General features: G+C 40.0%; 9 protein-coding genes and 2 pseudogenes. 5 read left to right on the plus strand and 6 right to left on the minus strand.

The features are described from left to right. Positions 1–63 precede the first annotated feature (63 nt). The 5 genes from aceF to ampD form a co-directional block, all read right to left on the minus strand. The gene (gene aceF, locus BG00_RS02010) at positions 64–1,974 is read right to left on the minus strand and encodes a pyruvate dehydrogenase complex dihydrolipoyllysine-residue acetyltransferase (protein ID WP_036980235.1); all 1,911 of its coding nucleotides are present in this window, start codon (positions 1,972–1,974) and stop codon (positions 64–66) included. A gap of 10 nt (positions 1,975–1,984) precedes the next feature. Further along, the gene (aceE, locus tag BG00_RS02015; protein WP_036980236.1) at positions 1,985–4,651 is read right to left on the minus strand and encodes a pyruvate dehydrogenase (acetyl-transferring), homodimeric type; all 2,667 of its coding nucleotides are present in this window, start codon (positions 4,649–4,651) and stop codon (positions 1,985–1,987) included. An 84-nt stretch (positions 4,652–4,735) separates the two neighbouring features. Further along, positions 4,736–5,485 carry a pyruvate dehydrogenase complex transcriptional repressor PdhR gene (pdhR, locus tag BG00_RS02020; RefSeq protein ID WP_008114937.1) on the minus strand — a complete coding sequence of 250 codons (750 nt, stop codon included), beginning with the start codon at positions 5,483–5,485 and terminating at the stop codon, positions 4,736–4,738. Positions 5,486–6,120: 635 nt separating this feature from the next. Next, a complete protein-coding gene (gene ampE, locus BG00_RS02025; RefSeq protein WP_036980237.1) occupies positions 6,121–6,972 on the minus strand; it encodes a beta-lactamase regulator AmpE in 852 nt (283 codons plus the stop codon). Between the two features lie 21 nt (positions 6,973–6,993). Further along, complete coding sequence (ampD, locus tag BG00_RS02030; RefSeq protein ID WP_036980238.1) at positions 6,994–7,539, minus strand: 1,6-anhydro-N-acetylmuramyl-L-alanine amidase AmpD; 546 nt, start codon at positions 7,537–7,539, stop codon at positions 6,994–6,996. A 248-nt stretch (positions 7,540–7,787) separates the two neighbouring features. Between ampD and nadC the strand changes: the two genes are divergently transcribed. From nadC to BG00_RS17240, 5 genes and pseudogenes are all read left to right on the plus strand, one after another. Beyond that, the gene (nadC, locus tag BG00_RS02035) at positions 7,788–8,633 is read left to right on the plus strand and encodes a carboxylating nicotinate-nucleotide diphosphorylase (protein ID WP_036980239.1); all 846 of its coding nucleotides are present in this window, start codon (positions 7,788–7,790) and stop codon (positions 8,631–8,633) included. A gap of 511 nt (positions 8,634–9,144) precedes the next feature. After that, positions 9,145–9,564, plus strand: a complete 420-nt coding sequence (locus tag BG00_RS02040) for a pilin (RefSeq protein WP_036980240.1) — start codon at positions 9,145–9,147, stop codon at positions 9,562–9,564. Positions 9,565–9,618: 54 nt separating this feature from the next. Further along, complete coding sequence (locus BG00_RS02045) at positions 9,619–11,286, plus strand: PglL family O-oligosaccharyltransferase (protein WP_036980241.1); 1,668 nt, start codon at positions 9,619–9,621, stop codon at positions 11,284–11,286. A 37-nt stretch (positions 11,287–11,323) separates the two neighbouring features. After that, positions 11,324–12,553, plus strand: a complete 1,230-nt coding sequence (locus BG00_RS02050; protein WP_036980242.1) for a type II secretion system F family protein — start codon at positions 11,324–11,326, stop codon at positions 12,551–12,553. A gap of 265 nt (positions 12,554–12,818) precedes the next feature. Beyond that, positions 12,819–13,055: pseudogene (locus BG00_RS17240) on the plus strand (IS110 family transposase); the annotation flags it as partial. Here the strand turns inward: BG00_RS17240 and ampE (BG00_RS02055) are convergent. Further along, positions 13,050–13,345, minus strand: a pseudogene (ampE, locus tag BG00_RS02055) (regulatory signaling modulator protein AmpE); the annotation flags it as partial. The pseudogenes BG00_RS17240 and ampE (BG00_RS02055) overlap by 6 nt on opposite strands.

The raw sequence follows: 13,345 nt of genomic DNA on the forward strand, positions 1-13,345 counted from the left end.
AAATGATAAAAATCCCAGCTAAAAACAACTGGCTGGGATTTGATTTTACTCACTCTGTAGTGATCACATCACTAACTGGCGTATATCACTCATGTAACTTGCAAGAGTAACAGTAAAGCGTGCAGCAAGTGCACCGTCAATTACTCTATGGTCGTAAGACATTGAAAGTGGAACCATTAGCTTAGGCTCAAACTCTTTACCATTCCACTTAGGCTTCATTTCAGATTTAGACACACCTAAAATAGCCACCTCAGGTGCATTCACAATCGGCGTAAATGCCGTACCACCAATACCACCTAGGCTTGAAATAGTAAAACAACCACCTTGCATATCTGATGAACTTAACTTGCCATCACGCGCCTTTTTAGAAATATCCATAAGTTCGCGAGAGAGTTCAATAATGCCTTTTTTATCAACATCTTTGAACACTGGCACAACTAAGCCATTTGGCGTATCAACCGCTACACCAATATTGATGTACTTTTTAAGGATTAAGCTTTCGCCATCCTCTGAAAGCGATGAATTGAATGTCGGGAACTCAGCAAGCGCTTTAGCTGCTGCTTTCATTACAAATACGAGTGGCGTAATTTTAACACCTAGCTTTTTCTTCTCATTAAGCGCGTTTTGCTCTTTACGGAACTGCTCAAGGCTCGTGATATCCGCTTCATCAAACTGGGTAACATGTGGAATTTGTACCCAGTTACGGTGTAAGTTTTTACCTGACAGCTTTTGGATACGAGAGAGTTTTTTCTCTTCAATTTCACCAAACTTAGCAAAATCAACTTTTGGCCACGCAATTAATCCAAGCTCACCCCCACCGGCATTGCCTTTAGCTGCAGGCACTTGACCAGACTCAACTTGCTTAACCAGTTGTTTAACATAGTTTTGCACGTCTTCTTTAACAACACGGTTTTTACGGCCCGTGCCTTTAACGTTGGCAAGGTTAATACCAAACTCACGTGCTAAACGACGAACAACTGGCGATGCATGAGCATAAGCGCTGTTGTTTTCAAAGCTCTCAGCACTTGCTTTTTCAGGCGCAGCAGTTGGTTTTGACTCTGCTTGAGCTGCTGGCTTAGATTCAGCCTTTGCCTCGTCTTGTTTTGCAGGCGCGTCACTTGGCGTGCTACCTGCTACTTCAAATACAAAAATCAATGAGCCCGTTTTAACTTTATCGCCAGTCGCTACTTTAATTTCTTTTACAGTACCTGCAAACGGTGCTGGTACTTCCATTGCCGCTTTGTCGCCTTCAACGTTTAAGATAGATTGCTCTTCTTCTACGCTATCGCCAACCGCAACCATAACTTCGGTTACTTCAACTTCGTCGTCACCAATATCCGGTACGCTAACTTCTTTAGTGCTTGATGCCGATGCCTGTTCAGCAGACTTCTCTTGTGCTTTTGAATCAGCTGCTGGAGCACTTTGGTTATCACCACCCGCCACTTCAAAAACAAATACTAATGAGCCCGTTTTCACTTTGTCACCAGTATTTACTTTAATTTCTTTTACAGTGCCGGCAAAGGGTGCTGGTACTTCCATTGCCGCTTTGTCGCCTTCAACGTTTAAGATAGATTGCTCTTCTTCTACGCTATCGCCAACCGCAACCATAATTTCAGTTACTTCAACTTCGTCGTCACCAATATCTGGCACAGTCACTTCTTGAGTGTCAGAACCTGAAGCTTCTGCAGGTGCAGCAGCTTCAGCTTTAGCCGGCGCTTCGGGCTCACTTTGTGAACCAGTTTCTTCGCCTTCAAAAATCATAATTAACGAACCGGTTGTTACCGTGTCGCCTTCGCTTACTTTAATTTCTTTTACTGTACCTGCTTGCGCAGCAGGTACTTCCATCGCAGCTTTATCGCCTTCAACACTTAATAGTGATTGGTCAACTTCAACTTTATCGCCAACACTCACTAGTATTTCGGTTACTTCTACTTCATCGCCACCGATATCGGGTACTTTAATTTCAATACTCATTGCAAACCTCTTATGCGTACAGTGGATTAAGTTTGTTAGTGTCGATGTTGAATTTTTTAATTGCTTCAACAACCACTGACTTTTCAACTTCACCACGTTTAGCAAGTTCAGATAATGTCGCAACTACCACGTAGCTTGCGTTAACTTCAAAGTGACGACGTAGGTTTTCACGGCTGTCTGAACGACCGTAACCATCTGTACCCAATACTTTGTAGTTATTGCTTGGGATGAATGAACGCGCTTGTTCTGCGTAGTTTTTCATGTAATCCGTTGCAGCAACAGTGACTGAATCGTTTAATACGCTAGTGATGTATGGCGTTTTTTGCTCGCTTTCTGGGTTAAGCATGTTGAAACGTTCAACATCTTGTCCATCACGGGTAAGTTCATTGAATGATGTTACTGAGTAAACATCAGACGCAATACCAAACTCTTCGCTTAAAATGGCCGCCGCTTTACGCACTTCAGTCATGATAGTACCTGAGCTTAATAGCTGTACGTTGGCTTTTTTACCTTCGTAGCTTTCTAGCTTGTAAATACCTTTACGAATACCTTCTTCAGCGCCTTCTGGCATTGCTGGCTGATGGTAGTTTTCGTTCATTAGCGTTAGGTAGTAGTAAATATTTTCTTGATCTTCACCGTACATACGACGAATACCGTCTTGCACAATAACAGCTACTTCAAATGCATAAGTAGGATCGTAAGAAATACAGTTAGGTACTGTGTTTGCAAGAATGTGGCTGTGGCCATCTTCATGTTGTAAGCCTTCGCCATTTAGCGTTGTACGACCCGCTGTAGCACCTAATAAGAAACCACGTGCTTGTTGATCCCCAGCCATCCATGCCATGTCACCAACACGTTGGAAACCAAACATAGAGTAGTAAATGTAGAATGGGATCATCGGTAAGTCGTTGGTGCTGTATGATGTTGCAGCAGCAACCCATGACGACATTGCACCTAGCTCGTTAATACCTTCTTGTAGTACTTGTCCTGAGGTTGCTTCTTTGTAGTAAGAAACAATATCACGGTCTTGAGGGGTGTAATTTTGGCCATGTGGGTTGTAAATACCGATTTGACGGAATAAACCTTCCATACCAAAAGTACGTGCTTCATCGGCAATAATTGGCACAATATTTTTACCAATACCTTTATCTTTTAATAAAATATTAAGTGCACGTACAAAGCCCATAGTGGTTGAAATATCACGCTTTTGCTCTTCAAGTAACGGCTTGAACGCGTCTACTTCTGGCAACTGTAACTTTTCAGAGAACTTAGCAATACGTGTTGGCGTGTAACCTTGTAATGCCTCACGACGCGCATGTAGATACTTGTACTCTGGAGAATCTTTTTCAAGCTCTAAGTAGGGTAGCTCTTTTAATTGCTCTTCTGATACTAAATCATCTAAGCCTAAACGAGAGCGTAAGTGAGCCACATGCGACATATCCATTTTCTTAACTTGGTGCGCAATGTTTTTACCTTCAGCCGCTTCACCCATGCCGTAACCTTTTACAGTTTTAGCAAGGATCACGGTTGGACGACCTTTCGTTTCTTCTGCTTTTTTGAAGGCGGCAAACAGCTTTGAAGGCTCATGACCACCGCGCTTAAGGGCGAAAATTTCTTCATCGGTCATATCAGCAACAAGTGCTGCAGTTTCAGGGTAACGACCAAAGAAGTGCTCACGTACGTACGCGCCATCTTTTGCTTTATATGTTTGGTAATCACCATCAACAGTTTCGTTCATTAACTGTAGTAATTTACCTGTGGTGTCTTTAGCAAGCAGAATATCCCAACCGCTGCCCCAAACAAGTTTAATAACATTCCAGCCAGCGCCTTTAAATAGCCCCTCTAGCTCTTGAATGATTTTACCATTACCCATTACAGGGCCATCTAAGCGCTGTAGATTACAGTTAACTAAGTAACATAAGTTGTCTAGCTTTTCACGGGCAGCAAAAGAAATAGCACCACGTGATTCTGGCTCATCCATTTCACCGTCACCTAAAAACGCATATACACGTTGGTTTTTAGTGTCTTTTAAGCCACGGCCATCTAAGTATTTTAAGAATCGTGCTTGGTAAATTGAAGAAATTGGACCTAAGCCCATAGATACCGTTGGGAACTGCCAAAACTCAGGCATTAATTTAGGGTGAGGGTAAGAAGGTAAGCCTTTACCGTCTACTTCCTGACGGAAATTATCAAGCTGCTCAGCACTTAAACGCCCTTCAACAAATGCACGCGCATAAATACCCGGAGAAATATGACCTTGGTAATAGACTAAATCGCCGCCATCAACGTCATTTGGCGCTTTGAAGAAATGGTTAAAACACACTTCATAAAATGCAGCAGACGATTGGTAAGACGCCATATGGCCGCCTAAGTCGAGATCTTTTTTCGATGCACGCAATACAATCATAATCGCGTTCCAGCGAATAATTGAACGAATACGGCGCTCAAGATTTACATCACCAGGGTAGGCAGGTTCTTGATCAACCGGAATCGTATTAACGTAGTTTGTGTTAATGCCTGTTGGCATATCAACACCGTCTAAACGGGCTTGCTCTAACACTTGCTCAAGTAAAAACTGAGCTCGTTCAACACCTTCTTCGCGCACAACCGATTCAAGAGCTTGTAACCACTCTTGTGTTTCTAGCGCGTCTACGTCAATTTTATTGACTTCAGACATATGGAGGTTTCCTTATGTTTAAAATACTAATTTTATGTATTGAATACTTCACTGTTAAATCAAGTTAACAGTGAATGTACTTGCTTAATTTTGTTTGGTGCGTCTTAAACTACGTTCAATTCGCGAATGCTCTTTACCCGCTTCAAGCAATGCTTCTTCAATATAGGCTAAATGCGCATTACTCGCTAAACGAGCTTGTTCAGGATTACCGTCAATCACTGCATCCATTAATAAACGCCTGTGCTCGGCTAATTGGCTGCTTATATCTGACTTTTTAAGTAACACCGTTAAATTTTGTAAAACATTCTGCTCAAGTAAGCTTTGCATCCCTCTTACTAAATGCAGTAACACTACGTTATGAGACGCCTCAGCAATGCAAAAATGAAAGTCATTAATCGCTTTGGCTTTTTGCTTTAATTCATCTTTAGCTAATGCAATCTGATCAAAGCTCTGTTTTACTTTTGCAAAATCGTTGCTTGTTCCGCGAAGTGCTGCGTAATAAGCCGCAATTCCCTCTAGCGCATGACGAAATTCTAATAAATCAAATTGCGATTCGGGGTGTTTACTGATCAAATCAAACAACGGATCAGTCAGCCCCTCTTCCAATTGATTTTTTACATACGTTCCACCACCTTGACGACGGGTTACGAGCCCTTTTGCCTCAAGCTTTTGAATGGCTTCACGCAACGACGGACGCGACACTTCAAATTGCTTAGCGAGTTCACGCTCCGGTGGTAACTTTTCTCCTGGTGCTAACGACCCCTCAAGAATCATGTTCTCAAGTTGTTGTAAAATAACATCAGATAATTTTGCCGCTTTAATTTTTAAAGACATCAATCAACGTCCGCGTTGTATAAATGCTAACAGCCCATTAAATAAGGCTTTTAACTGAATGACCTGACCAAAAGGTAAATTGGTCATACCAAATTTTGCCATACGTTATCAAAAACCGTAATTACTGTCAATTTACAGCAGTTTTAAAGCCGTAAGGCCAGCGTAAGGTAATTTAAACAAAGTTCAAATAATACACAAAATACAGAGGATAAAGAAAGGTTAATAAGATGAAAAACAAATGGTCAGACCAGCTAGTTTTAATTTTCGGGGTTCGGGGTTCGGGGTTCGGGGTTCGGGGTTCGGGGTTCGGGGTTCGGGGTTCGGGGTTCGGCAGTAGGATAAAACATAGCACCTAATATAAACATACTTTTATAGTGTAAGTGAGAATTTACCTCCCGCATGTTTAGGGTCTAGGCTCTAGGCTCTAGGCTCTAGGCTCTAGGCTCTAGGCTCTAGGCTCTAGGCTCTAGGCTCTAGGCTAAAGGCTAAAGGTTAAAGGTTAAAGGTTAAAGGTTAAAGGTTAAAGGTTTTAAGCCCGTCCCCCATTCCCCGCTGCTCGTAGCCCGCCAGCTGCCAAGCTAAACACATTGCTTGACTTAATCTCTACCTAACACCTATTACCTAACCCCTGCTCTTTAACTTAAACCACCAAATAAAGTCATCAAGGCAATTAACACTAAGTAAAAAAGTACATTTCGCTTAACCAATTTGATCATGCAAGTGGCTTCAAAGGTGCAACCATAGTAGCGCTCTTCAACTTGTTCAGCCGCTAGCGCCGTATAAGTAACAACCTTGTGATTAGGGCTTGAAAAGTCAAACACGTAATGCAGCCAACAGCTAGTCCCTTTATTAAAGTTACCAATTACTAAATAGCCAAAACTGGTAATACGCGCTGGGAGCCAATCAAGCCAAAATAGTAAACGGTGGATAAGTTTAAAATGCTTAGCAATAACTTCATCGCGGTTGTCACTCACTAAGTCGGCAAAGGTACGTACTAATGCATAAAAAACAGCACCAGCAACGCCCAATACCACAAACCAAAATATAACCGCGCAATAAAACCTGAAATTAACCCAAGCCAGCGTTTGCCCTAAGGTTTCGCCGCCTTGTTGCTCCTCTGTGCGCTTTTGCCCCAATTGCAAAGCATACAAAGACGCAGCGGTTTGATCCCCTCGGGTCAATGCATTTAAATACGATTTATATAAAGCGCGTTGCTTAGCACAACCAAAACAAACGAGTAACACCGCCACATTAAAAACAAGTTGCCAAAGTGCAAAGTCAGATAAAAAATACACACACCCAACAGCAATCACAGGCAGTAATAACCAAATTAAAAACCCCGTAGCCGTGCCAAATAACCCTTTATTGGTCAATAAATTAACAGAGCGAGTTAAGTAGCCATTAGCGTAATAACTCATTTGCCAATGCGCAGAGCGAGCACCTAAACGCTCAAGTATCAGTGCTATTATTATTGAAACCAAAATCATGTTGTTACTCGCTTAATTTAGTTATTCAATTAGGTTAAAAAACTTACGCCAGTTAAAACTCGCTCCAGGGTCGGTTTTTCGCCCAGGGGCTATATCGCAATGCCCAACTATATTACTGGCTGTTATTTTTGGATAGCGCTGCATAATAGCCTGCGCCAATGCAGCTAAACTTTGATATTGCGCATCGGTATAGTTAGTTGTATCTGTGCCTTCAAGCTCTATACCTATACTAAAATCATTACAATTTTGTTGCCCAGCAAAGCACGAGCGCCCCGCATGCCATGCACGTTTTTCAAAAGGCACATACTGTATAACTTCGCCGCAGCGCTTAATAAAACAATGCGCTGACACCTTAAGCCCCTCTAGGTCACTAAAGCTAGGGTGCGCATTACAATCAATACACCCCATAAATAAATCATCAACGTACGGAGTGTTAAACTGCCCTGCAGGCAATGAAATATTATGAATAACCAACAGCGAAATATCGCACTGAGCAGGTCGCTCGTCAAAATGGCTACACGCCCGCTGGCTAATATTATTTATACCGCCTAAAGAATCTATTTTCATACTATTTATTTAAAACTTATGTAGCCCGCTGCCCATAGCCCGTTACCCGTAGCTCGCAGCGCTCAGGTTAATCAACCAAAATTGATGTATATCAAGATGCTAATAGATTTAAACCCATAAAGATAGCGTAATACTAAACGATACAATATAATTAATGTGTTAATTATTAGTTTAGTTGTTAGCCGCTTCTATTTAGTAATTAAACAGAGTAAAATTTAGTTAATTTATTTTCTATTATGAGCTTTTTCATGTCTATTTCGCATACCCTAATTAGCCAACTTGTTACCTTAGCGCTTAATGAAGACCTAAATTATCAAAGCGCTGAACAAGGCGATATTACCGCACAGCTTATTCCGCAAGCAGAGCAAGCCAATGCGAAAGTGATCACCCGTGAAGACTGCATCTTTTGTGGTAAAGACCTAATTATTGAAGTGTTCAAACAAGTCGACCCAAGTGTAGTTGTAAAAATATGCGTGAACGACGGCGACTTTGTCAGTGCCAATAGCACTTTATTTACCGCATCAGGTTCTGCTCGCGCTATTTTAACAGCCGAGCGCACCGCACTTAACTTTGTACAAACGCTTTCAGGCACAGCCACAACTACAGCGCACTATGTAAAAGAGTTAAGCGGTACTAGCACGCAACTGCTCGATACCCGTAAAACTATTCCAGGGCTTAGAGCGCTGCAAAAATATGCTGTTAAGTGTGGCGGCGGTGCAAACCACCGAATTGGTTTATTTGATGCGTTTTTAATTAAAGAAAACCACATAGCGGCCTGTGGAGGAATTAATAACGCAGTTACTCAAGCTAAGCTAAATCATGCCGATAAACCTATAGAGGTTGAAGTTGAATCGTTTGATGAGCTAGAACAAGCCATTAACGCAGGCGCCGACATTATTATGTTAGATAATTTTAGCCCCGAGCAAATACGCCAAGCAGTTAGCATTACAAATAAGCGCGCAAAACTTGAAGTGTCGGGCAATATGACCCTAGAAACACTCAAAGCCTACTCGCAAGCTGGGGTCGACTTTATTTCAAGCGGTGCGCTTACAAAAAATTTACAATCAATCGATTTATCGATGCGATTTGAGTAAATAATGCAAAAAATATTTACTCTTTATTTGCGCTAATTGATTGACAGGTTTTAAAAAAGGGCATTAAATAATTCAAAAGGATTATTTGTAACAAGTTATTAAATTAATGCGTTTTTTATAAAGTTTTTACATACAAAAGCGCAATAAACAGTGTTAAACTCATTCATATTGACTAGTTTTAAATACTTAATTAGTTAAAAAAATGGAGAAGCATTTATAGGGACAGAGTAAAAATAAGCGACAGGGTTTATTTTTATAATTAGCTTGTAACTTACGCGGGTTATAACTAACTTTTAATAGATAAGTTTATGCTCAAGTAAGGGAAAAATTAACGAATAACCGCCATGCAGTGTGTGTTTTAACGACCAATAATTTACCGCTTAAACACAGCATTGAATTGGCAAAAATAATTTTATTTTTTGTAGTAACAGGTTAAGTAAACACATAAGTTACAGTTTAAAAACTTATACCCGTTTGGCTTACCACAACATTATCCTTTAGGAGAGGAAACATGCAAACAATGACACAACAAAACCAAAAGGGTTTCACCCTAATTGAACTAATGATTGTAGTAGCAATCATCGGTATTTTAGCAGCAGTTGCACTGCCTGCTTATCAAAACTATACAGCAAAGTCTCAAGTAACTGCTTGTTTAGCTGAGATTTCGCCTGGTAAAACTGCATTCGAAATTTTAGTAAACGAAGGCGCAGCAGCAAGTTCAGCACAAACAGCAGCAGCTCTTGGGATTAATACCAATTCATGTTCTAAAGTAGAAGTGAGCATATCTGCAACCGGGAACATTACTGGTACTGTTGCAGGTGGTGCCAACGTTAATAACAATACTGTTGTCTTAACTAGGAACGCATCTGGCGCCTGGTCTTGTAAAGCCAACACTAAAGATGAATATAAACCAACTGGATGTAAATCTTAAGTTATGTAAAAGGGCTCTTTAGCCCTTTTCTTTTCTAAATTAAAAGAACAAACAGTGCAAATTTCAAAAAAAACCTTCCTGTTAATATTAACCACTATGTTCACCTTAGCCATGCATTTTTATGCTAGCAATACAGGTGGAGAAGCTTTGCAGCTTCCTTTTAATGCTATCACCTTGGCTTTCACATCTTTATTAGTATTAATAGCCTTTTCAAATATAAACCAATCAGGCATAAAGTATGACGAATTTAGTAAAGCGTTATTCTTTTTTATACCACTAATTATGCTTCCTTATTTTTGGAGTGATTTTTACCAAGGGCTATCTGAGTCATTAAGGTTTATAGCTATATTATTGGGAAGTCTGCTTTATCTTTCCTTGCTACAAATAGATAAAAGTAAGTCCTTCTATTTAAAGTTATTACTGCTTATTACTGTAGCTTCACTTATTGAAGGGCTACTATCGCTTTATCAATATTATCTTTTTACCTCTTACTTTTATAATTTTGATTTAAGTTACGGCAGGCCTTATGGCGTATTTCAACAACCTAATGTACTAGCATCTTTTTTAGTTACAGGACTGTCGGTTTCACTTTTTATTTTAAGTCAGTACATTAACTTAACAAATAAAATTAAAGCCTTTTTATACTTTAATTCTCTTATCTCAATTTGGGTTACACTTTTATGTGAGTCTCGGATTGGTTACATCACTCTAGGAGTTGTAATTTTATTTTATTTACTCACCCAAGTAAGAAATAAAAATCTAAAAAAAATACTTCTATTATTAATATTACTTTCGAGCAGTTTAACTTACACTTTACCTTATAAAGGTGAAGCTGATGATCAAGGTAGAAAATACAGCGCTACGGACGCAGGCTCTCGCATTTATATATATGAGGACACACTAAACTTAATCCTCAAAAAACCGATACTAGGCTACGGTTATGGCAGCTTCCACAATGCACTTTTAGGCCAAAGCGCAATAGAAGCAGAGCAACGAAATAATACGAATATAGCCAAAAGTGTAGCCCACCCCCATAATGAGCTCCTCTACTGGTATATTGAAGGTGGTGTTGTAACTTTAATAGCTTTTCTACTGCTTATTACTGCACTCGCAAAAAGTATATTCCATACGAAAAAAAGAGTTCGGGGTAAATTATTACTGCTATTAGTCCCTATACTATTTCACTTACAAGTAGAGTTACCTTTTTATCACTCTATACCACACTTTATTGTGTTTATTATTTTATTAGCTTTCATAAACTCGAAGTCTGGTAACATTAGTCACTATGTAACGTCGAAAAAGGTTATTAGTGCTATAAAAATCTTGACCTTAATTTTATTTATATTAGTTACAGTATTTTCAATCTCAGCTATTCATACCTCTAAACAAGTTTTTAACTATGTTAAAACGCAAAACTATCAATATCTGAATGCAATAATTAACCCGGTTTCTGATTTTAAATCTATAAACATATTATCCAAGTCAACTGTAATTGAAGAAGCTATTTTAACCAATAACAGGGCTAAGCTAATTGAGTTAGTCAATTGGTCAAACGAATTTTTATCAGTGTACCCTAGTGCTTACTTAAGATACGAAAAAATAAGAATGCTAAAGCAGTTAGGTTCACTTAAACTTGCTGAAAATGAGATTAAAATTGCAAAGTTTTTATATCCTCAATATATTGAGGTATGGAATACGGGCGTTTGGTTAAACAATAGTTAATTAAAAGCAAGTAACTTGCTTACTAAAGTAGGGTTCAATGGCAAAAAAACAAGATGAAAAAGGGCTCGATACATTTCAATGGGTTGGTGTAAGTGCTCGAGGAAAGAAACTTGAAGGCGAACTTACCGGCTCAAGCATTGCTTTAGTTAAAGCGCAACTACGCAAACAAGGCATTACTCCCTCTAAAGTAAAGCGTAAAGCCAAGCCACTCTTTGGCATAAAAAGTGTACAAAAAATCACCCCGAAAGACATTGCCTTAGTGACCAGGCAGATAGCCACTATGCTGATGGCCGGTGTGCCGCTAATACAATCCATAGAAATGATAGGCTCTGGCTCCACTAATAAAAGTGTTAGTAAGCTCATGGGTGCTATTGGCGATGAAGTAAGAGCTGGCCAGCCGCTATCAACAGCGCTGAGAAAGCACCCTCGTTACTTTGATGATTTATATTGCGATTTAGTGGCTTCAGGTGAGCAATCTGGCGCGTTGGATAAAATATTTGATCGCGTTGCCCTTTATAAAGAAAAATCAGAAGCGCTTAAATCAAAAATTAAAAAAGCCATGTTTTACCCGATTGCGGTATTGGTGGTGGCGCTGATTGTTACCTCTATATTACTGATATTTGTAGTGCCGCAATTTCAAGATATTTTTGCCGGCTTTGGTGCAGAGCTCCCTGCCTTTACTTTATTTGTCATCGCCATTTCTGAATTTATGCAAGCCAACTGGTGGATAGCCCTAATTGTCGTTGTGGCGTTTGGTTATGTATTTAAAGAAGCCCATTTAAGAAGTTTAAAACTGCGTGACGCCACTGACCGCGCCATACTTAAACTCCCAGTTATCGGCATGATTTTAAATAAAGCGGCTGTTGCCCGCTATGCCCGTACCCTATCGACCACGTTTGCCGCCGGTGTACCGCTGGTAGATGCGCTTGATTCTGCAGCTGGTGCCTCAGGTAATGCAGTTTACCGTTATGCTATTTTAGAAATAAAAGCCGAGGTAAGTTCAGGTAATCAAATGAATTGGGCGATGCGTAACTCTAAAATATTCCCCGATATGGTAATACAAATGGTTGCCATTGGTGAAGAGTCAGGTTCGCTTGATGGCATGCTGGCTAAAGTAGCCACTATTTACGAGCAAGAAGTAGATGACGCGGTAGATGGCTTATCTAGCCTATTAGAACCCTTAATAATGGCGGTACTCGGCGTATTAGTTGGCGGATTAATTGTCGCCATGTACTTACCTATATTCCAACTAGGTTCAGTTATTTAGCTTCGAGCTTCGAGTTTCTAGGCCCGTTACCCGAAGCCCGTTGCCCGCAACTAAAGTGCGCGGTATAAAGCCCCGCCTTGTATCTCTCTGTAATAGATGATTAGCTATCATTTATTACATCGGAAGTTAGTGAGCTTGTAGCCCCGCCCAGTACTTGATACTGAGCCGTAGATTAAGCCCTAGCTTCCAATTCTCAACAAACTGAATGGTATCCAAGCACTCTTAGATTAAGTTGATGCTGTATGTACAAGGGGAGTAAGTAGAGATGATGTTTATTGGTTTTGATATCAGTAAAGATAAAGTTGATTTATGTTGGCTGAGAGATCCAATCACTAATAAAAAGAAAACAAAAGTATTTAAAAATAACCACCTAGCTTTCAAGGAAATTAAGCAGTGGCTTTTAAGTACAACCAAAACTATAGCTGAGGAAATCGTTATCACGGTAGAGCCAACCGGTGTTTACCATGAGCCGTTAATGTACTTTTTATACCAGCAAGGATTCAAAGGTGCAACCATAGTAGCGCTCTTCAACTTGTTCAGCCGCTAGCGCCGTATAAGTAACAACCTTGTGATTAGGGCTTGAAAAGTCAAACACGTAATGCAGCCAACAGCTAGTCCCTTTATTAAAGTTACCAATTACTAAATAGCCAAAACTGGTAATACGCGCTGGGAGCCAATCAAGCCAAAATAGTAAACGGTGGATAAGTTTAAAATGCTTAGCAATAACTTCATCGCGGTTGTCACTCACTAAGTCGGCAAAGGTACGTACTAATGCATAAAAAACAGCACCAG

It is taken from the genome of Pseudoalteromonas sp. SCSIO_11900, from assembly GCF_000576475.1.
GTDB lineage: Bacteria > Pseudomonadota > Gammaproteobacteria > Enterobacterales > Alteromonadaceae > Pseudoalteromonas > Pseudoalteromonas tetraodonis.